General features: G+C 46.8%; 17 protein-coding genes. 12 read left to right on the forward strand and 5 right to left on the reverse strand.

The window, feature by feature from the left end; all coding sequences use genetic code 11:
• On the forward strand, positions 1-1572 hold the full coding sequence (gene pruA, locus AC58UX_RS04500; RefSeq protein ID WP_497249889.1) for an L-glutamate gamma-semialdehyde dehydrogenase: 1572 nt from the start codon (positions 1-3) through the stop codon (positions 1570-1572).
• Between the two features lie 496 nt (positions 1573-2068).
• Here the strand turns inward: pruA and AC58UX_RS04505 are convergent, their stop codons facing one another.
• The 3 genes from AC58UX_RS04505 to AC58UX_RS04515 all read right to left on the reverse strand — a co-directional run bounded on the left by AC58UX_RS04505 (position 2069) and on the right by AC58UX_RS04515 (position 3794).
• Positions 2069-2233 carry a hypothetical protein gene (locus AC58UX_RS04505; protein ID WP_497249890.1) on the reverse strand — a complete coding sequence of 55 codons (165 nt, stop codon included), beginning with the start codon at positions 2231-2233 and terminating at the stop codon, positions 2069-2071.
• A 158-nt stretch (positions 2234-2391) separates the two neighbouring features.
• Positions 2392-2712: an MGMT family protein gene (locus AC58UX_RS04510; protein WP_497249891.1), complete on the reverse strand. Its 321-nt coding sequence runs from the start codon at positions 2710-2712 to the stop codon at positions 2392-2394.
• A complete protein-coding gene (locus tag AC58UX_RS04515; protein ID WP_497249892.1) occupies positions 2709-3794 on the reverse strand; it encodes a lactonase family protein in 1086 nt (361 codons plus the stop codon). Before AC58UX_RS04515 ends, AC58UX_RS04510 begins: the two co-directional genes overlap by 4 nt.
• A 163-nt stretch (positions 3795-3957) precedes the next feature.
• Between AC58UX_RS04515 and AC58UX_RS04520 the strand changes: the two genes are divergently transcribed.
• From AC58UX_RS04520 to murI, 9 genes are all read left to right on the forward strand, one after another.
• Positions 3958-5697 (forward strand): sensor histidine kinase, encoded by a 1740-nt coding sequence (locus tag AC58UX_RS04520; protein ID WP_497249893.1) that lies wholly within the window; start codon positions 3958-3960, stop codon positions 5695-5697.
• Positions 5698-5709: 12 nt separating this feature from the next.
• Positions 5710-7314, forward strand: coding sequence for a response regulator (locus tag AC58UX_RS04525; RefSeq protein WP_497249894.1), 1605 nt, complete (start codon positions 5710-5712; stop codon positions 7312-7314).
• Positions 7315-7418: 104 nt separating this feature from the next.
• Positions 7419-8840: an ABC transporter substrate-binding protein gene (locus AC58UX_RS04530; RefSeq protein WP_497249895.1), complete on the forward strand. Its 1422-nt coding sequence runs from the start codon at positions 7419-7421 to the stop codon at positions 8838-8840.
• An 86-nt stretch (positions 8841-8926) separates the two neighbouring features.
• A complete protein-coding gene (locus AC58UX_RS04535) occupies positions 8927-9829 on the forward strand; it encodes a carbohydrate ABC transporter permease (RefSeq protein WP_497249896.1) in 903 nt (300 codons plus the stop codon).
• Positions 9830-9840: 11 nt separating this feature from the next.
• Entirely contained in the window at positions 9841-10740 is a 900-nt protein-coding gene (locus tag AC58UX_RS04540) for a carbohydrate ABC transporter permease (RefSeq protein WP_497249897.1), read from the forward strand.
• 22 nt (positions 10741-10762) lie between these two features.
• Positions 10763-12703: an alginate lyase family protein gene (locus tag AC58UX_RS04545; RefSeq protein WP_497249898.1), complete on the forward strand. Its 1941-nt coding sequence runs from the start codon at positions 10763-10765 to the stop codon at positions 12701-12703.
• 192 nt (positions 12704-12895) lie between these two features.
• Entirely contained in the window at positions 12896-13426 is a 531-nt protein-coding gene (locus AC58UX_RS04550; protein ID WP_497249899.1) for an ATP-dependent Clp protease proteolytic subunit, read from the forward strand.
• Between the two features lie 136 nt (positions 13427-13562).
• A complete protein-coding gene (locus tag AC58UX_RS04555; protein ID WP_497249900.1) occupies positions 13563-14333 on the forward strand; it encodes a Cof-type HAD-IIB family hydrolase in 771 nt (256 codons plus the stop codon).
• A 30-nt stretch (positions 14334-14363) separates the two neighbouring features.
• A complete protein-coding gene (gene murI / locus AC58UX_RS04560; RefSeq protein ID WP_497249901.1) occupies positions 14364-15137 on the forward strand; it encodes a glutamate racemase in 774 nt (257 codons plus the stop codon).
• 53 nt (positions 15138-15190) lie between these two features.
• Here murI and greA read toward each other — a convergent pair whose 3' ends face one another.
• Complete coding sequence (gene greA / locus AC58UX_RS04565) at positions 15191-15661, reverse strand: transcription elongation factor GreA (protein ID WP_497249902.1); 471 nt, start codon at positions 15659-15661, stop codon at positions 15191-15193.
• Between the two features lie 299 nt (positions 15662-15960).
• Between greA and AC58UX_RS04570 the strand changes: the two genes are divergently transcribed.
• Positions 15961-17712, forward strand: a complete 1752-nt coding sequence (locus AC58UX_RS04570) for a sensor histidine kinase (protein WP_497249903.1) — start codon at positions 15961-15963, stop codon at positions 17710-17712.
• Positions 17713-17770: 58 nt separating this feature from the next.
• Here the strand turns inward: AC58UX_RS04570 and AC58UX_RS04575 are convergent, their stop codons facing one another.
• Positions 17771-18280: a metal-dependent hydrolase gene (locus tag AC58UX_RS04575; RefSeq protein ID WP_497249904.1), complete on the reverse strand. Its 510-nt coding sequence runs from the start codon at positions 18278-18280 to the stop codon at positions 17771-17773.
• Positions 18281-18509: 229 nt separating this feature from the next.
• On the opposite strand from AC58UX_RS04575, the gene AC58UX_RS04580 reads away from it, so the two are divergent.
• Positions 18510-21215: an alpha-L-rhamnosidase gene (locus tag AC58UX_RS04580; RefSeq protein ID WP_497249905.1), complete on the forward strand. Its 2706-nt coding sequence runs from the start codon at positions 18510-18512 to the stop codon at positions 21213-21215.
• Positions 21216-21239: the final 24 nt, after the last annotated feature.

Below are 21239 nucleotides of genomic sequence, written 5' to 3' on the forward strand. Positions count from 1 at the left end.
ATGACTACATTAACAACGAAGGTAACACCATACGCGAATGAACCGTTTACGAATTTTGCACTAGAAGACAATGTGAAGGCGATGCAAGAGGCGATTGCGAAGGTGAAGAGTGAGCTTGGTCGTGAGTACCCGCTTTACATCGGTTCCGAAAAAGTAGTAACAGATGCGAAAATTACTTCTATCAATCCAGGGAATGTGGATGAAGTGATCGGGTACGTGAGTAAAGCGGATCAGGCTTTGGCTGAAAAAGCAATGAACGTTGCCCTCGAAACTTTCGAGTCCTGGAAAAGGGTTCCCGCTAGAGAGCGCGCGGAATATTTGTTCAAGGCGGCTAAGCTTATGCGTGAGAGAAAGCATGAGTTCTCAGCGCTGATGATTCTTGAATCCGGCAAAAACTACGTTGAAGCCGATGTCGATACGGCGGAAGCGATTGATTTCATCGAGTTTTATGCGCGTGAGATGATCCGTTTGAGTGAAATTAATGAAACACAGCCATTGGTGAGAATTCCTGGTGAGAACAATCAGATTTCATACATTCCGCTAGGTGTTGGTGTAGTGATTCCACCGTGGAACTTCCCTCTTGCAATTTGTGTGGGAATGACGGTTTCCGCTGTTGTTTCGGGGAATACTGTATTACTGAAGCCAGCATCGACAACACCTGTGATTGCTCATAAATTCGTGGCATTAATGGAGGAAGTTGGCTTGCCAGCTGGTGTGATCAACTTCATTCCAGGCAGCGGCGCTGAAGTTGGCGACTACTTGACGACGCATCCGAAAACGCGTTTTATCTCCTTCACAGGTTCGAAAGAGATCGGCTTGCGCATCAACAGACTTGCTGCTGATGTGGCCCCAGGACAAATTTGGATCAAGCGTGTTATTGCTGAAATGGGTGGAAAAGACGGAATCGTCGTCGATGAGACGGCAGATCTGGACGCAGCAGCTGCAGCGATCGTGGCTTCTGCTTTTGGCTTCCAAGGTCAGAAGTGCTCCGCTGGCTCCCGCGCGATTATCGTAGAATCCGTCTACGACGAAGTGGTGGAGAAGGTCGTTGCTTACACGAACAAATTGCAAAGCGGTTTGCCGGAATTGAACTTCGCGGCAGGTCCGGTGATTGATAAAGCATCGTATGAGCGGATTTTGGACTATATCGAAGTTGGTAAAGGCGAAGGTACGCTGCTTGCTGGGGGCGGGAAAGCAGACGGTAATGGCTACTACATTCAGCCAACAGTGTTTGGTGATGTAAGCGGCAAAGCGCGCTTGATGCAGGAGGAGATCTTTGGACCTGTACTTGCGATTGCGAAAGCGAAGGATTGGCAAGAGGCAATTGCAATGTACAACGATACGGAGTTCGGTTTGACAGGTTCTTATTTCTCCACCGACGAAGATCGTATCGCAGAAGCGTTGGAAACCGTGCATTGCGGCAACTTGTACATCAACCGCAAATGTACAGGAGCACTAGTTGGCGTGCACCCGTTCGGCGGCTTCAACATGTCGGGTACCGACTCCAAAGCAGGTGGCTACGACTACTTGATGCTGTTGACACAAGCGAAGTTGACTTCGCGTAAGGTGTAAAGATTTTGAATGAAGGCCCCACCTCGGTAGAGGTGGGGTTTTTGGTGTGGTTCGTGTATCCACCATGTCTGCTAACCCCGACGATCTCCGCTCGACCACCATTCTGAGCTAACTACAAGTCACTTGAATAAGCTAATTAGTTGGTTTCCGTCACTGCTACGTCACCGCTTCGCTAGCGCTTTGCCAACATTCCGCCGCGCTCGCTGAGATACGGAACGTGGTTCCGCTATTGGTTCATATTGTCCTATTCTAGAGAAGTTGCGGAACGAGAGGACGCTAATTAGCGGGAAATGCGGTGTTTTGGCCTGTTATTGCGGAAATAGAGGAACTACGTTCCGCAACTTTCTACTTTTGCGGTTTTGAAGCCGAATAAGGGAACCACGTTCCGTATCATTATAAATTGAGTTGATAGCTGCGCAATCTCACATTACCGCTAGCTACTTTTAAAAGTTGTTGATCCGTCAATTGGTGCAGGAGTGTTCGTGTGTGCTTGGTGCTAATTCTTATCATTGAAGTTTCCGATGGCTGGATACCAGATGGATCGAAGCAATTCCGTCTCTGCATGTCCCAATCTTCGTTCTAATCGTTCTCGTCTTCGTTTGTTGGTTTCCCCCTCAATTTGTTGTGCCAAAAACGCATCGAATGCTTGCTCAAATTTCATCTTACGAAACCTCCTTATTCATGTTCAAAAACCAAACGCCGCTCTCACCACGATTTCGATAAGGAAGAACTCCTTAGAAATCACGATGATAGCGGCGTGTGCTTCACGACCTGTTTTATTTACATTAGTATATTTGAATGCAGCAGATCGTGCCACAATCAAAAATGTTCGTCATCCGTCTGCATCTGAAACTTGGCAAGAGAAACCGTTTGATTATCCGAAACGTGAACACCCTCAGACTCCAGCAAAAACCGCTGCAGCTGCGCACCCTCATCATCTTGGATCGCGATTTCTCCACGGATGTTGAGCACTCTGTGCCAGGGGAGGCGGTGTTTTTTGCTCATTGCGTGCAAGACGCGAACGACTTGCCGCGCCGCTCGTGGACTTCCAGCCTGCTTCGCAACCTGTCCATACGTCATCACTTTTCCTTCGGGAATGGACTTGATGACATGGAGAACCCTCTCCGTAAAAGGTGTCATTGTACCTGTAGGAACTTGATGCACACGGGTTGCGAAATCTCTAGCACGCTGCCTGTTGGGACAAGCTTCCCAGTTGCTTCGTCACGAGCAAAGCTAACGATGTTGTCGGAGTCTTTGTTGGCAACAAGCACAAAACGCCCATCCGGCGACATGCCGAAATTACGTGGGTGCTTCCCAAGTGTTGGCGCATGTTCCACCACGGAGAGTTTGCCTGTTTGCTCATCAATGGCATAAACCACAATGCTATCATGACCACGATTGGAACCATAAAGGTAGCGTCCGTCAGGTGAGACATGGATGTCAGCGCAAGCATTTTCGCCTTCGTAGGAGGAAGGTAGAGTTGGAATGGATTGGATTTCTGTCAGTTGACCTTTTTCTTCATCATAGCTGAAAGCAGTTACTGTGGATCCAAGCTCATTAATTACATAACCGTATTTGTAAGATGGGTGGAAGGTAAAATGGCGCGGTCCCGAACCTGGTGCAATAGCTACTTCCCCATGGGGAACCAGGCGATTAGTAGCAAGATCAAGTTTGTATAAAATAATCTTATCAAGGCCTAAATCACAGGCACCAATATAGCGATTGTTACGATCGACGAAAACAGAATGCGCACGCGGACGATCCTGAACCGGAAGTAGACTCGAACCGTGATGTTGTTGCAAATCCGCAGATGTCCCCACATGACCATTATCGAGAATTGGGGATAACCCAACCATACCACCATGATAGCTCGTAACCATAACAACTTGGTTCGTGTTGTCTAGCTGGATATGGCATGTCGTCGCAGGTAGTGTGTTCTCTTGATTCAGCAACGTCAATTCACCTGTTTCAGGTTGGATTGTGTAAGCAAATGCTGCTCCACATTTCTGTCCCTCGGAACCGACACCTTCTCCTAAAGCGTACAGTCTGGAATTTCCTGCATCAACAGCAAGGAAGGTTGGATTTGGTAGTCCAGATACATGATGAGTAAGCGCTAGGCTTCCCGTTTGTGCATCATATTGAGCGGTATACACCCCAGGATTTTTTGCATCAGCGTAAGATCCAATAAAAGCTAAAGTTTTCGTTTGTTGCTGCTTGTCCACGGATGTCACTCCTATTCATCTAATTTCACTATGAGCATTATCTCAAATCCACCTCGAAGGGGCAACTGTTGGGTAAATGGGAGGGGGAAATGATTTAACGAGGAAATTTCTGGATGCCACCCATAATCGTTTGCGATACAATATGTGTTGGAGGTGCTTGTTCATGAAAACAATGCTGTACAAGCTCACGTTGAAGAAGCGAATGTGGGTGTCGTTCGTACTATTGATCGCTTTCTCGATCGCGGCAACGGGTGGGCTTTCTTACAATATTTCAGCGCGTGTTATCGAGCGGAATACGTTTCAGCTGAGCCAAGATAACCTGAATACATCAGCACGCGTGCTGGATGAGAAAGCGAAGCAAATTCTCGTTACAGTGCTAAACATCATGATCTCACAACCTTTTGTTCAAATGTCGAAGGATTCGGCCGCAGGCAAGAAGGATGGCTACTATGGCCACATGACGGCGATGAACTCGGCGTTCACGCAAGCGAAGCTGGCGGAGCCGTCTATCGAGTCTATTTTTATTGCGACGCCGATCGGTGAATTTTATTCAGCCAGCTACTATAGAAACCAAGGTTACTCCTTCTATGATTCACCGATGTACGAGAAGGCTTCAACAAGCAAAGATCCCTTCTGGGTCGAAGGGCATGAGGATCTTCTTTTCCAAGGCAAAGACCGAGTCATTTCATTAGTCATGAAATCGATCAGTGATATTCCGAACATGTATTTCGTTGTAAATTTGAACGAGAAAGCGATCCGAGGGATCCTATCTGACAGACTCGCCGAGCAAGAAGAACAGAATTTATTCCTTGTTAACCGGAATGCTGAAAGCGTTTTAATGAACCAGCCTGCGCTGCCAAAGAGCTACAACAAAGCTTTCCTGGAGGAGCACATTGGATCGAGTTTAAGGGGCCATTTTGAGGTGGGCATTACGGCACATCATGATTTGATCAATTACGCAACGCTGCAATTCAATCCAGATTGGTTGTTGCTCAGCGTGCAATCTCGGGCTGACCTGCTCAAGGATTTAGGCTGGATTCAGTGGGCCACTGTACTCATTATGCTGGTGTGTATCATCATGGCGGTGCTGGTGTCGAATCTACTTTCAGCCATATTGCTGAAACCGCTCAATCATCTGCAGATGCTGATGAGCAAAGTTGGGCGCAATGATCTTTCTGTCCGTTTCAAAAGCCCTTATCAAGATGAGGTCAGCATGGTTGGGCACAAATTCAACAGTATGCTGATTGAAATTACGGAGCTCATTGACGAAGTGAAGGACGCCGAACAGGAGAAACGAAAATCTGAAGCCAAGGCGCTGCAGGCGCAGATTTCCCCTCATTTTTTATATAACACGTTAAACACGATTATTTGGAAAATGGAAACCGGCGAGCTGGATAACTCCAAATCGATGGTCATCGCCCTCTCCCAGCTCTTTCAATTAGGCCTCAATCACGGGGAAGAACTGACGACAGTGGAGAAAGAAATCCTGCATGTGAGACAGTATTTGACGATTCAGCAGCTGTGTTATGAGGAGCTTTTCGATTTTGAGATTGAGTTGACCGATGACGTGATACGAACGCTGCCAATTATGAAAATCATGCTGCAGCCGCTCGTCGAAAATAGTTTGCTTCACGGGTTTAAAGACATGGAATCTGGCGGCAAGATTCGAATCAGTCTGATACTGGCCGATCGAATACTCACCATTCTCGTTGAAGATAACGGAGCGGGTATGGATGCCGATCAGCTGCAAGCTAGTCTTCACAATACAAGCGCTGGGAAAAAAGGCTATGCCTTACGAAACGTCTATAACAGGCTGCAGCTGTATTATAGCGGCGAAGCGAAAATGGCTTTATATAGTAAGCCTTTTGAGTCCACACAGGTGATCATAACGATTCCAATATAGGGGGAAATCAACATGAAGGAAGCTGATATTACGCTTGTTGTGATTGATGATATTAAAAGTGTCGTCCGAGGTATTGCCGATTTGATCCAAATCGACACACACGGGGTGAAAGTGGTGGGGACGGCGAGCAATGGAGAGGAGGGCTTGCAAATGGTGCTGGAGCTGCGACCGGATATCGTATTGACAGATATTCGGATGCCTCGCATGGACGGACTCGAGATGACCAAAGCCATCATGCCCGTTCTGCCCAACTGCAAGGTGATTATGCTGAGCGGATATACGGATTTTGAATATGCCCAGCAGGCGCTGCGATTAGGCGCGTTCGATTTTATTGCCAAGCCGTTCCTAAAAACGGCGATTGAGGCCGTAGTTGAGAAAGCGAGAGAGCAAATTGAGCAGGATCGAATTCTATTTGCCAAACAAAGCGAAATGGAGCGCCAAATCAAAGAAAGCATGCCGCTGCTGCGTCAAGAATATTTGCATCTATTGCTGCGGTACAACGCCAATGAAGCCAGGCTTAAAGAGCGTTGGGACTATTTGAAGCTCGATCTGGATCGCGAGCGTCTCATCATTATGTGTATCGAGATTGATGGCTTTGCGAAGCAAATCGATACCCATGGGATTCACGATGTGGAGCTTGCTCGTTTTGCCGTCAAAAACATTCTCGAAGAAACACTCGCTTCCGTAACGAAATCGATCGTTTTCCGGGAGCAATTGAGTGGTTATATTTGTTTGCTGAATATCCCCCAGCAGCTCGATATCGTTGCGCTTGCCGAGCGTTGTCGGGAGCACATGCAGAATTATTCTCGGTATACGATTTCCATCGGCATAGGTCTGGAGGCTAAAACGATTCATGAGCTGCCGCTTTCGTATCAGCAGGCAACTGAGGCCTTGTCCTACAACTTTTATACGGGCGGGAATAGTGTTTTCTATTTTGAGGATATCGGACATCATGCGGCAACACGTCCAAGGCATGGCGCTGAACAAGAAAAGGAGCTTTTCAACTGTCTGCGGATGGGCAATAAGGAGAAGGCACTTCCTCATCTGCAAAGCATTGTGCAGGGATATTCAGGAGTTCAGCCGAGCGATGTCATGCATGTGTGCTATGAACTGGGCCTGTTAATGTTTCGTGTTTTTGCTGAGAAAATTACGGAGCCTACTGCGATGGGCGAGCTTACCGTCAAGTTGGATGGGTTGAAAAAAGGGGAACGCTTGACACTGCGTGAGCTCAATGAGCTTCTCTATGACTTGGTCTCGGCAGGGTGCGATTTGATCCAAAAGCAACGCGAGGCGGAAGCGGATTCGGTGATTGCCCAAGCGATTCAATATATGAAGGACCATTTGGACCAGAACGTAACGGTCAATGATTTGGCCAAGCATGTGTATTTAAGCGGCAGTTATTTTGCGAATTTATTTAAAAAAGTGACGGGCACAACCCTCATCCACTATATGACGGGATTGCGTATGGAGCGGGCGAAAGAGATGCTGCTGGATGAAAAGCAGGTACAGGAAGTGGCGATTCTACTCGGTTATGAGGATCGTTCCTATTTTACGGACGTGTTTAAAAAGCATACCGGAATGACACCGACGGAGTTTAAGCAAGGCTATAAACCATAATATTTTCCTAGTTGAAAGTGGTTTTACCCTCCTCACAGCTAGCGTGAATTCGCTTACACTTTAGAAGTAAACACATGGGAAAAGAAAAGGGAGGCCAACCATTTATGCGTAAGAAACCGTTTCACCTCGCAGTATCTGCAGCTCTGTTAGTGACCTTGTCCGCTTGCGGAAGCAGCACAACGAATACCACAGCTAGCCCTGCAGCTTCAGCCGCAGCAACAGCCGCAGCGGCAAGTACGACAGCGCCAGCAGCCAACGCCGGTCCCAAAACAAAGCTTACCTACTGGACGAACGACCGTGGCGCTTCGGATCATATTAAAGCGGAAATCGCGAAGTATAACGCAGAGAACAAGGATAATATCGAAGTGGAAGTTACGATTATGGCTGACAACTATGAGCAATCCTTGGATGTTGCCTTCGCGAGCAACCAAGCGCCAGATATTATTAAAACATCAGGAAGCAACTTCGCTCCGTTCATCAAAAAAGGCTACTTGGAACCATTAGATACTTATATGTCACCTGATTTTAAAAACCGTTTCAAAAATCTCATCATCGACGACGGGAATCGTGTGGATAATAAAATCTATTCGTTGCCGAATTACGGGATCACATGGCGCCTCATTTATAACGTTGATCTCTTCCAGAAGGCAGGCATAGCGGCACCGCCGAAGACGCTGAATGAAATGGTTGAAACGGCGAAAAAGCTAACCACAGCAGGCAAGGACATTGGCGCCTATGGCTTCGCCGGGAACTTCAAAAACAATGGAGGATTTAGCCGGACGGCCAATCCTACAGTAGCCTTGAGTACCGGGATGCTAGACGGTTTTAACTTCAAGACAGGCAAGTTCGACTTCTCCAGCCAGATCCCGATGCTTGAAGCACTGCGCAAAATGAAGCAAGACGGCAGTTTAATTCCAGGTTTTGAATTGCTCGATATTGATCCGCTCCGTGCCCAATTCGCAGAAGGTAAAATCGGCATGTACATCAACCATGCGAGTGAGCCAGGCGTATTCAAGAACCAATTCCCTGCGAAAATTAAGTGGAGCGCTGCACCGATCCCAACGGTCGATGGCACGGTCAATGGCGCATCACCGTTCTCCAATGCGACGGTTTGGCTGGCAATGAGCGCAAAATCGGCGAACAAAGCGAAAGCATGGAAATTCCTTGAGAACATGTACGGTCCTGAAGTGTTGAAAACGTATCAAGAAGATAGTGTAGGGATCTCCGCTGTTCCGGATGTTCTTGCTGTAGCTAAAAAACCAGGCTTCGCGAATATGGACTTATTTTTGCCTAATAGAAATGATGCGATGTTCCCAATTGTGCCAGCCGTAACCCCAGAAGGTAAAAACCTAGGCGATGAAGCCCTGAGATATATTCTTGAGGGCGGCGATGTGAATAAAATCACGACAGATCTGTCGACACGCTATAATGCTGCGTTGGATAAAGCTAGAAAAGAAGGAACGACGAAGAATCAACCGATGCCAGACTTTGATGCGAAAAACTTGCAAGGCAGCTTAGTTAAATAAGATCACGCTAGAGAAGAGGCTATCCGCCGAAGACGGAATGTTGATGGTGGGTAGCCTTTGTTTCTAATGCAGAAAGGAGCCTTGCAATGAACAAACGAAAGCATGCGCTTGCCCCTTATATTCTCACGTTTCCAAGCTTATTTCTGACCTTGGCGCTCAGTATTTACCCGTTAGGGTGGGCCATGCGCTATATGTTCTACAGCTACCCAGGTTACGGTGCCAAAAAATTCATCGGCTTTGATAATTTCAAACGATTATTCCATGACGACGTCTATTGGCAATCGGTGCTCAACACCTTGGTGTATGCTGGAGGCAAAATCGTTCTGACACTGCCAATCGCCTTGGCGCTTGCCGTCATCTTAAACCAGGCTATACGCGGACGCCATCTTTTGCGTGCCGTCTACTTTCTGCCAACGGTCATCAGTACGGCTGTTATGTCCGTCGTTTTCTACGTCATTTTCAATTCGTACAATGGCATTCTCAATCAATTTCTAGTGAAATACGGCATTATCCATTCGAATATTGATTGGCTGGGAACGAAGTTTGCCATGCTCACGATGATCATCATCGCCGTTTGGGGTGCCATCGGGAATTACATGCTGCTATTCCTCGCCGGATTGCAAAATATACCGCAGGATGTCTACGAAAGCGCCGCCATTGATGGGGCTAATGGATGGAAAAAATTTATTTACGTAACGGTTCCCATGCTTGGGCCCGTCTTGCAAATGATTGTGCTGCTCGCCATTACGGCTGCCTTAAAAGGCTATGAAAGCATTATGGTGTTAACGGAAGGCGGTCCAATCGGTAAAACAGAGGTTATGTATCTGTATGTGTATAAGCTTTTCTTTCCAATATCTTCAGCAGGTGGCGCAGTCACACAGCAAATTGGATACGGTAGTGCGGTTGGTTTCGTATCAGCGCTCATTGTTGGGGTCGTGACGCTGGGTTATTTCTACTTATCCAAACGCTTGAATCAGATTCATGAGTAGGAGGGGCTTATATGCAGACAGCTCCATCGCAATTAACCACGAATAAAACATCATCCACACCATCCTACGTCTCACTGTTTATTGCGAAGTTGGTAGGAAGGCTTGTCCTATGGGTGTTTCTGCTTTTGATCATAGTATTCACGTTGTTTCCCGTCATCATGGCCGTTCTGGGCTCCTTCAAAACGAATGCCGAAGTCACGACAGGGGCCACGTTCTGGCCATCGGTTTGGCAGTTTTCCAATTATGTAAAGGCATGGAAGGGTGCGAATTTCGCGCATTTTACGATGAATAGCTTGTTTGTTAGTATGGCAACGACCATCGGCAGCCTTCTCGTAGCTTCCCTTGCTGCTTATGCGGTAGATCGGCGAGAGTTTGCAGGTAAAAAAGTCTACGTAGGGCTGCTCGCCTCCACGATGTTCATCTCCATCGGCGCCGTCGTGCTGCGCCCGCAATTCGAATTGATGGTGCATTTGAACCTGCACAAATCCCTATGGGGCGTCGTGATCATCCTCATCAGCGGTCATGCGGCAACGTTCTTTACGTTGATTGGCTTTTTCAAAGGGATTCCACGCGATCTAGATGAAGCCGCCATGATTGACGGTTGTAATGTGTACAGCATTTACTGGCGAATTATTTTGCCGTTACTGGCGCCAGGGCTTGGCGTGGCGGGACTCTTTGTATTCCGCAATGCATGGAACGAATACATTTTGCCGTTGGTGTTCACGATGACGAAGCCAGCGCTTCAAACGTTGACCGTTGGTCTTGCCAGCTTGCGCTATGGCACCTCGGCTGCAGCGGAAACCCACATCATGTTGGCAGGCGCATGTATGTCCATTATGCCGATACTCGTCGTCTACATGCTGGCGAATAAATCATTTATCAGCGTCACAGCAGGCTCTGTTAAAGGATAGTTCCTGAGAAAAGGAGAACAGGATGCGATTTTATTTAACCAACACGGAGCTGCTTGAGGCAGTTAAGGTGTTTAAAACTCATTTTCCAGATCGGGTAAATCAGGTCTTGGAGATTGCGAATCACTGCAGTGAGGGGAGATTTAAGCTTCCCTATACGATGGCAGTAGACGAGTGGATCGATCATGGCAGCAGGCCAGATTGGTTGTTCAATCCAACGGATGACTTGGAATACACGTGGATATTGAACCGGCATTGGCATCTGCGTGATTTGGGGATTGCTTACCTCCTGACAGGAGAGGAACGGTTTGTTGCTGCGTATCAGAGACATATCGAGAGTTGGATTGAGCAAAATCCAGCGCCAACATCGCTCAGTTATGAGCAAATGGTATATTTTCAACGTCCGGGTCCATGGCGTTTGCTCGAAGTGGGGCTGCGTGTGCAATCGTGGATTTGGGGCTATATGCTAATGAGCCATAGTGCGTCAATCGATGCTGCTTTTGATAAAAAGTGGCGGGACTGCTTGGCTGAGCAGGCCACGTTCTTGTCGAGGTTTCTCGGTGAAACCTCGATCAATCATGCCACCATGCACATGCAGGGGCTGTTTATGGTGGGGACCTTTCTTGCGGAGCATGCTGATGCGCCTTATTGGCGCCAGCTTGCGCAAGAGAGACTAACCCTGTGCATGCACGATCAAATTCGTGCCGATGGGATCCAGAATGAGCTGACACCGCATTATCATACGGGCAGCTTAGATATGTTTGGAACACCGTATTTACTGGCGATGCAGACTGGCCGTCCTTTTCCTGACAGCTATCGGGCTAAGCTGACATCGATGGTTGCTTTTAGCTTGGCAACGATTCGGCCAGATGGCAAGTCGATTGCGCTTTCCGATTCAGATAGCTCCAGTCATGTGCGAGCAAAAGTCGGCTTCATTGGCGCAATCTGCGAAGATGAGGCGATTAGCAGGCAGGGTGTAGTTAGCGAGGAGCTTCTCTGGATGCTTGGCGGAGAGAAGTTCGAGTATTGGTTGGAGCGGATGGTGGCGGCGGAGATAGAAACTCCGTCGACCGTAACCTTCCCAGATTCAGGCTACTATGTGATGCGGGATGCGAAGCAGTACGTGTTTTTCGATGCGGCGACCATGGGCGGGGCGCATGGTCATGCGGATGCGCTTCATTTTGAGTGGATGTTTGGGAAGCGATTGATGTTTGGAGATGTGGGCCGATACACATACCAAGAGGGTGACTGGCGGCGCTATTTCAAGGGAACGTCGGCGCACAACACGATCACAATTGATGGTTTTGATCAGACACCGTACGTGTCAACCCAGCATTGGGGAGAGCCTGAAGCGGCAGTTAATCTGCATCGTTGGGAGAGCGGCGAGGCGTATGATTTCATCGATGCTTCGCATAACGGATATACGCGCTTAGCGAACCCCGTTACGCATCGGAGATGGCTGCTGATGGGGAAAAAGCACCCTTTCCTCCTCATCGTTGATTGGCTAGATAGCGTGGGGATGCATCACATTGAGCAGACGTTTCATTTGTCGAGTGAAGCTAGTGTGGATATTCGGCCTGGCCGGGCGTTGGCGGAAGGGCTCATAGAGGCGGCGTGTACTTTCGAGTATGAGCTTGGCAAGGCGCTGGGAATGCGAATGATCTGGGGCGGAATGGAGCAAGAAGCAAGTCAGCTTTCGCTCAAAGAAGGCTGGAGATCGGACGATTACGGCAGGAAGGAAGAGATACCTGTTTTATCGTATCGTCAATCTTTTACGAAACGAGCAGCTATTGCAACACTTTGCTTACCTTATTCAGATGAGAAAGATTGTGAGGTGTGGCAGGTGGATCTAATAAACGTTAGCGAGCAAGATAGAAGTGTGGAAGTTCAAGTAACAAAATCTGTAAATTGTCAGCTTCTGTTGCGAGTGAACGAGTTTGGTGTTTCGATTGATGAACTTGACTAACTCGGACTTTCCGCGTCAATAAATCGTATTTAGTTGACTTGAAGGCCACATCACTACCACCGATAAGGTGCGGGTGAATGGCTTTTTCTCGTTTTCGCCCAAAAATCTGAAAATAGCGCTCAAAGAGTTACAAAGTCGAAAAGCTGAGAATAGACTAGTGTAATACAAGGCCATACGGACAGGAGGCATGTTATGAGTGACAGAACTCTTTATCTATTCGATGGCATCAATAAGACGTCAGTGAAAATGATTGTCGAGCAGATTATGAAAATTAATCAATGGGATGATGACAAAGATAAGAAGGAAAAGGACTTTAAACGCGTGCCCATCGACCTGATCATTAATAGTAACGGCGGCAGCGTGTATGATGGCTTTGGTCTTATCAATGTGATCGAGAACAGCAAAACGCCCGTTCACACCTATGTGTACGGACTTGCGGCAAGTATGAGCTTATTGATTGCGGTTAGCGGTCATAAACGGTACGCTGGTCGATTGAGCACCTTTATGTATCACTCTGTGTCTACGCATATTGATGGACATTTGGAGCATCTGAAGAATCGTGTGGATGAAACGCAGCGATTGCAAAATATATATGATGAATGCATTTTGTCCAAAACGAGTTTGCAAGCCGCTGAGCTGGATCATGTGAAGGAGCATCAACGGAACTGGTATATGAGCCCAGAAGAAGCTTTAACCTACGGTATCATTGATAGCATCGTATAGGCAAGGCGGGAGAGAAGCCATAGGGATTCTCTTTTTCTTTGTTTTTTCTTTGTTTTTTCTCAGCATTTGGTGTTTAATTGAGAGAAAGAGAGAAGGAGCGGCAGGTGCTGCCCCGAAAGAAAAGGAGAACCCTACTGTGTACAAAATTGTGTTTTTTGATATTGATGGTACATTAATTAATGAAGACAAGCAGGTGCCGGAAAGCACGATTAAGGCCGTTCACCAATTGAAAAAGAGTGGCATCGAGCCTGTAATTGCAACTGGACGAGCTCCATATTTTATTAAGCCGCTAGCTGAGCTGCTAGGCATTGATTCTTACGTCTGTTTAAATGGCGGATATGCCGTCTACAAAGGCGAGCCGCTATACCACCGCGTAATCGCAAAGAGTGCGATTGAAGCATTAGTAGAGCTGGCTGCAACACATCAGCATTCGCTTGTATTCGAAGGCGAGCACGCGTATGCGACAGATGCTGAGGATCATCCTTTTGTGAACAGCTCCGTATCCTCGTTGAAGGTTGATTTGCCTAGCTATGATCCGCATTTCTGGAAATCCAACGATATTTATCAAATTTTCCTCCACTGTGAAGCGAAGGATGAGCATTTGTATGAGGGGCTGCACGCTGACTTTAAACTCATTCGTTGGCACGAACATGCCATGGATGTGCTGCCTGCTGGCGGGTCCAAGGCTCAAGGCATCGCAGCGATGCTGGAATTGGTAGGCTTGAAGCCGGAAGTAGCGGTTGCTTTCGGGGATGGTTTGAACGATATGGAGATGCTTTCCTATGTCGGCTTCGGAATTGCGATGGGCAATTCTCACAAAGATTTATTGCCTTATGCCGATCATGTGACAACACATGTGGATGAAGAAGGCGTACGCAACGGACTGGTCACGGCAGGTCTTCTATAATACAGAACGATACTAAACAGGGTGAATAGGATGAAAATTGCATTTTTTGATTCAGGTCTAGGTGGAATCACGGTTCTGAACGAAGCCATGACGAGAATGCCTCATGAGGATTATATTTATTTTGCAGATACAGCGCATGTGCCCTATGGTGTTAAATCGAAAGATGAGGTGCTCACCTTCGTCAAACAATCGGTTGACACCATTATTCAAGATGAAATTAAGGCGCTTGTCATCGCCTGTAATACAGCAACGAGTATCGCGATTGCAGAGCTGCGCAAAACCTACAAGCTGCCCATCATTGGGATGGAGCCAGCAGTGAAGCCAGCCTTGGAGATGAATCGGTCATCAGGCAAAAGAGTACTTGTCTTCGCAACGCCGCTCACGTTGAAGCAGTCCAAATACCGGGAGCTAGTATCCCGAATCGATGATATGGGCATGGTAGATTCGGTTCCCTTACCAGAACTAGTAGAGTTTTGCGAAAATCTCGTTCTGGATGGGCCGACTGTGATCGACTATTTTAAGGCGAAATTAGCTCCTTTTGATCTGAGCGCCTACGGAACCGTCGTGCTGGGCTGCACGCATTACCCTTTTTATCAAGGGATATTAAGCGAGATACTGCCTAGCCACATTCAAATTGTGGATGGAAGTAAAGGGACCGTGAATCGCTTAATGCAGGTGCTGCAGGACGGCGACCAGCTGCTTGAGAAGGGGAATGCGCATGTGAAATGGATGTGCTCCAGCTCGGATTCTGCCTACATAGCGAAAATGGAAAAGGCGTTAGCCTTCCTCCAAGCTAGCCAATAAAAAAAGCAGTCAATAACTAGATGAACTAGTTACTGACTGCTTTTTATGTTGTATTATAACCGAATTTCGAGCAATTCGTAGCTAATTACACCCATTGGCGCGTTTACACTGATCACATCGCCAACTGATTTATTCATAAGGGAAATCCCAAGCGGGCTTTCATACGAAATTTTATTTTCGTTGACATTCGCTTCTTGCGTACCAACAATTTTGTATTCGATTTTCTCAGCAAATTCGATATCATTCAACACGACCGTAGAACCAACCTGTACTTTGGATGTGCTGGTATTCGTTACGACCTTTGCCTTCTTAAGCATCCGTTCAATCGTGAGAATACGCGTTTCCATGAAAGATTGGTCATTCTTTGCAGAATGGTATTCGCTGTTTTCTTTCAGATCGCCGTAGGAGATCGCCAATTTGATACGTTCTGCTAATTCCTTACGTTTCACTGTTTTCAAATCTTCAAGCTCTTCCTCTAAAATGCGCAAACCCTCAGGGGTTAAAATAATCTCATCATTGGACAAAAGTAAAGCACCTCGTTTCATTTCGATACTAGCTATACTACTAAAGTCCGTGAGACAAGTAAAGCAATCGGACTAAGGAATGATTGAAATTCGATAAAAGTCTTTCGTTTCACGATCTTTACCTGATCTTACCAAATCCAAGAGAATTTGAATAATAATGATAGACAACACTTTACTCAACTACTATACTAACATATCGTGAGAGCATTTAATTTGTGTTACATTTTACATATATCGAAAAAATTTTACGTTCAATTGTAATGTTCAGCATACAACAAAAGGGAAAGTGTGAAAACACGATGCGTATTAATTCTAGAGTTATTTATATCACTTTTACTATTGTTATTCTGTTATTAGTGACAAACAATACGTCGTATTATTGGTATACGAAATCACTATTAACTCAAGCACTCTCAGATCGCATGACTTCGACGGCGAACCAAATTCGAACGTCCATCGAGCAGTCGGAAACAGGCGCATTCTTCGTGGAGGATATGATTGGGGAACAATTACGTTCCGCCGCGATCATTGCCAAGAGTGCTTTGAATCCTGATATTGACAAGGTATCGAATGAACAACTCGTTTCACTTGCCGAATTAGCGGGAGTTGACGGGATATCGCTTATGAAACGAAGTGGCGTCGGCGAGGATATCATGGTTGGCAAGTCGTCGGAGCCGAATGAGCTTTTAATAACAAGCACCATTTCATTTGGGTATTGGTTTACAGCCTTTGATCAACTGCTCAAATATCAGAAAGTCACAATCCCTGAGGGGCAAAAGCTCCGCAATTTCTGGACTGGAATTTACGAAGTACCTGCAAATGGCTCCAGTAATGTTAGTAAATTTGGTTATTACTACGATGGAACGACGAACTATTTGATCTGTGTGTTTGTCAATGCTGATAAGATCAAGAAATTTAAGGATATTGTTGGTGCGGATACGATAGTGAAAAAAATAGTCGCGGCCAATCCTGATATTATGGAGATTTCAGGGCTTAACGGGAATACCTTTGGCACACAGCCCAAGGAATTTAAGGGAGCGAATGGTGAAACCTTCGTCTCCATCTATGATCGTCCGCTGCTATTTGGCACCTATACCATCATCAATGAGAACGATTTGAGTCATTACAAACAGGCTATTGAGGAGAATACACCTGTAAGTGTGGTTGAAAGCTACACTGGACATCCGATTCTAAAGACATTCGTATCCGTCCCTGTTAAAGAAAAATTGACCGAAGTTCAACGAGAAGTTCCCTATGTGATTTCAATTGTTACGGACTATCAAGCTATTGAAAATACATTAAATGGCCAACTCCTTCGTGTCCTGATTATTCTCATTCTCTTTACAGTGTTTAGTTGCATTCTTGTGTTTTTGGTATTCGGATTTATTACGAAATCAAGGGAAACGGCCGTCCAGAGCACGCAAGAGATGTATATTCAAAATGTGGATCTCATGTTTGCCACAATTCGAAGCCAGCGCCATGATTTCTTAAATCATGTGCAAACGATGTATGCCCTTCTATCCAAAGGTGACAAAGAGGAGCAAACGCGATACATGGAGGAATTGATTGAGGAAATTAATGAACTCAATGATATTATTCGTATCGGACAGCCTGCCATTGCCGCCTTGATTCAATCGAAAATCACACTTGCTATGCGAACGAAAATTGCTTTTACATATGAATTCTCGGGGCTAGATGGTTTGTCGATGGGGGTTAAATCGGTGGATCTGGTGAAGATTATCGGGAATCTGCTTGATAATGCCTTTGATGAAGCGAATAAATTTCCGATTGAAGAACGTGATGTTTCCGTTAGGGGATGGCGGGATGGGAACGATGTCAAGATTTCTGTGAAGAATCGGGTCATTCCTGAGTTTGTACTCGTGGATGATAAGACATTGTTCAGCATAGGTTATAGCACCAAGGGTGATGGTGAGCATCAAGGGCTTGGTCTACCTGTAGTCAAAGAACGTGTGGAGTACTATCGTGGAACAATTGAAGTAAAAGTGGAAGAAGGATTCATTTGCTTCCTGTTGTCGATCCCTATGCAATAAAGACAAAAATCGCGATTTGGCCAGCCAAATCAGCGATTTTTTTAGTTTGCGCAGCTTATTAAGTAAACAGATAAGGCCATACATATTTCCAGAACGGCAATGCCAGACAGACAATTAATAGAATCCAACGAAACACCGTTTCACTCGCAGAACCAGTGTCGATAGCAATCCATTTGGGGAGCAGACGGATTTTGAGCGGGATTGGCCAGAACAGCTGGACGCCGCGATCATTCAACAGATCGATGATGGGATGTGAGGCGTAGGCTAGCATGAATACCCAGAAATACAAGGGATTCAAATGTGACGAGATCACAGCGAGTAACGCCATAAACAAGAGAGAGTGCGTTAATGTTCGATGTTTGATTTTCAACACATGCAAGAGAGCAGATAAAGGGAATAGTACTTTCGCCATGGTGGAACCAGGCTTATCGACATCGGCTAAAGTGCCTGCCAAGCAGCCGAGTAAGAGAGAACCTGCGGCTTCCCACGTGAAAAAGCTGATGTCGCTTTGAATGATCACGAGCTCAGCAGCAATCATTCCAGCAACACTATGTGTTTTTTGCAGCATATGTAACGCCTTCCTATCTATGAGTTCGATATAACTTTATACTATTCGATTTAATCATGGAAATTAAGGGTATCCCAAAATAAAATGAGAAAATGTCGTATCAGCCCATACTGATTGTCACCATACACCGTAAAACGAACGCTCAGGATACTCTACAATAGGACGTAATGATGTAAAAAAGCTGCATGCACATCAACACGAAGTCCCATGTATCTAGGAGGAGAAGTCCATGAGTATCTTTCAAATTTCCGCTATGTATTGTGAATATCAAGTGAATCCAGTCGGGTTGGACAGCCGCAAGCCGCGATTTACATGGCAGCTCGAAGCTGACGCGAATGGGACGTTGCAAGCCGCGTATCAAATTCAGGTGAGCTCGCTATCCGATGACTTCGAATCTGTGAACTTGATTTGGGATACAGCCCGTATCGCTTCAGATCAATCTGTACTTATTGCATACGAGGGACCTGAGCTGCTGCCGCGAACTCGTTATTTTTATCGTGTAAAAGTATGGAGTCAGTCTGGCCTTGAATCACCTTGGAGTGAAATCGCTTACTGGGAGATGGGACAGCTTGAGGCCTCGGATTGGCAAGCAGAATGGATCACGCCTGATCCTGCGAGCATTGACCCCGATGCGGAAGAAGCCTACTATCTTCGCAAAACATTCCATGTCAGCGGCCAAGTTCGCAAAGCAACGATTTATGCGACAAGTCATGGCGTCTACGAGTTAGAGCTCAACGGATCGCGTGTGGGTGATTGGGAGCTTACACCAGGCTGGACTAGCTATAAGCATCGTTTGCAGGTGCAGAGCTACGATGTGACGGATAGGCTGAATACAGGAAGTCAGCACGCAATTGGGGCTGCACTAGCGAATGGATGGTACAAAGGTAACCTTGCTTGGAAACATCAACGGAATGTTTTCGGAGACGTAAGAGCGCTGCTCCTGCAGATGCATATCGTCTACGAGGATGGATCGGAAGAGATTGTTATCAGTGATTCCACTTGGCGAGCTTCTCTCGGACCTGTCCGGATGTCAGAGCTGTATCATGGGGAAGTCTATGACGCTGGACTTGAGCTTGCGGGTTGGAGCCTTCCGGATTATGAAGAGCTGGCATGGCTACCTGTTACGGTGTTGAATAATGGCAAGGAAACGTTGGTCATGCAGGAAAATGAGCCATCTCGCGTGACAGAGCAGTTGAAGCCTATCGCTGTTATCGAGACACCGTCAGGCGAAACTGTGCTTGATTTTGGGCAAAATATGGTAGGGAAAGTGCAGCTGAATGTCAGTCTCCCCACAGGTACACGCATTGAATTGCTGCATGCGGAAGTGCTTGACGCACAAGGTAATTTCTACATTGGGAACCTACGATCGGCCAAGCAATCGGTTACTTATGTGTGCAAGGGTCAGGGCGAAGAGTCTTATGCGCCGCATTTTTCCTTCCAAGGCTTTCGCTATGTGAAAGTACTAGGTTGGCCGCAGGATATCGCCTTTGACGCGGCATGCTTCACAGGGCTGGTTATCCATACGGATATGGTGGCGAAAGGGACGTTTGAATGTTCCCATACTCTGCTGAATCAGCTGCAAAGCAATATCGTTTGGGGGCAGCGAGGAAATTTCCTCGATGTGCCGACGGATTGCCCGCAGCGTGACGAGAGACTTGGCTGGACCGGGGATGCGCAGGTGTTTATACGCACGGCTGCTTTTAATTATGATGTTGCCCTCTTTTTCAGCAAATGGCTGCGCGATCTGAAAGCGGACCAACGCGCAGATGGCGGTGTTCCATTCGTAATCCCGAATGTGTTGTATGAGAAAGATCATTCCTCGGCAGCATGGGGAGATGCGGCGGTTATTTGCCCATGGACACTCTATCAAGTTTATGGGGATAAGCGAGTGCTGGAAGAGCAGTACGACAGCATGAAAGGCTGGGTTAACCACATCCGTCAGCAAGGTGAGAATGAGTTCTTGTGGCAAACGGGCTTCCATTTCGGTGACTGGCTGGGCTTGGATGCGAAGGAAGGCAGTTATGTCGGGGCTACGCCAAAAGACTTAATTGCCACTTGCTTCTATGCGTATTCGACGGCTTTATTTGTTAAAACAGCGGAAGTGCTGGGACGCGAAGCGGATGTAGCTGAGTACTCAGCACTGTATGAGCGCATTGTTGAAGCTTTTACAGCTGAGTTTGTGACGCCAAGCGGCAGACTTGCTGGTCACACGCAGACAGCCCATGTGCTGCCGTTGATGTTTGGTCTTGTAACGGGAAGCACACGCGAGCGCTTAGCAGCGACACTGGTGGAGTATGTGAAAGAGCAAAAATATCACCTCACGACAGGCTTCGTCGGCACACCTTATCTATGCCACGTATTAACGGAGAACGGCTATCATGATGTGGCTGTCAAGCTTGTTCAGCAGGAAGATTATCCGTCCTGGCTGTACTCCATTCATCAAGGAGCTACGACGATTTGGGAGCATTGGGATGGCATCAAACCGGACGGTTCGTTCTGGAGCGATGATATGAATTCGTATAATCATTATGCTTATGGTTCGATTGGCGATTGGCTGTATCGGAAAGTGGCAGGCTTGGATTCTGATGATCGCCAGCCAGGTTACAAACGGGTGATCTTCCGACCGCGACCAGACTCAGGACTCACTTACGCCAAAGTGTCACTCACGACGAATTATGGAGAGGTGCGCAGCGAGTGGTCGATCGACGAGGATGGCGCCGTCAGCTACACGTTCCAGCTCCCGCCGAATACTAGCGGCGAAGCGATTTTACGTGGAACGAAACTATCAGAAGTGAGCTGTAATGGTCAAAAGCTAGAAGCCATATCAGGTGTTGACGCCGTTCGCGAGTCAGACAGCCAAGTTGTGATCGAGCTTGGTTCAGGACTCTATCAAATTCGAGTCACTAGTAGTACTTCCTACGCTTTGTCATTCTAGGTTTATCGAGTATAATAGACCTAA

This window comes from Paenibacillus sp. J22P90 (assembly GCF_059692195.1).

Bases quoted from the DNA above. Each gene is read 5' to 3' on its own strand.
- pruA (WP_497249889.1), top strand. From the start codon at position 1: ATGACTACATTAACAACGAAGGTAACACCATACGCGAATGAACCGTTT.
- AC58UX_RS04505 (WP_497249890.1), bottom strand. From the start codon at position 2,233: ATGAAATTTGAGCAAGCATTCGATGCGTTTTTGGCACAACAAATTGAG.
- AC58UX_RS04510 (WP_497249891.1), bottom strand. From the start codon at position 2,712: ATGACACCTTTTACGGAGAGGGTTCTCCATGTCATCAAGTCCATTCCC.
- AC58UX_RS04520 (WP_497249893.1), top strand. From the start codon at position 3,958: ATGAAAACAATGCTGTACAAGCTCACGTTGAAGAAGCGAATGTGGGTG.
- AC58UX_RS04525 (WP_497249894.1), top strand. From the start codon at position 5,710: ATGAAGGAAGCTGATATTACGCTTGTTGTGATTGATGATATTAAAAGT.
- AC58UX_RS04530 (WP_497249895.1), top strand. From the start codon at position 7,419: ATGCGTAAGAAACCGTTTCACCTCGCAGTATCTGCAGCTCTGTTAGTG.
- AC58UX_RS04535 (WP_497249896.1), top strand. From the start codon at position 8,927: ATGAACAAACGAAAGCATGCGCTTGCCCCTTATATTCTCACGTTTCCA.
- AC58UX_RS04540 (WP_497249897.1), top strand. From the start codon at position 9,841: ATGCAGACAGCTCCATCGCAATTAACCACGAATAAAACATCATCCACA.
- AC58UX_RS04545 (WP_497249898.1), top strand. From the start codon at position 10,763: ATGCGATTTTATTTAACCAACACGGAGCTGCTTGAGGCAGTTAAGGTG.
- AC58UX_RS04550 (WP_497249899.1), top strand. From the start codon at position 12,896: ATGAGTGACAGAACTCTTTATCTATTCGATGGCATCAATAAGACGTCA.
- murI (WP_497249901.1), top strand. From the start codon at position 14,364: ATGAAAATTGCATTTTTTGATTCAGGTCTAGGTGGAATCACGGTTCTG.
- AC58UX_RS04570 (WP_497249903.1), top strand. From the start codon at position 15,961: ATGCGTATTAATTCTAGAGTTATTTATATCACTTTTACTATTGTTATT.
- AC58UX_RS04575 (WP_497249904.1), bottom strand. From the start codon at position 18,280: ATGCTGCAAAAAACACATAGTGTTGCTGGAATGATTGCTGCTGAGCTC.
- AC58UX_RS04580 (WP_497249905.1), top strand. From the start codon at position 18,510: ATGAGTATCTTTCAAATTTCCGCTATGTATTGTGAATATCAAGTGAAT.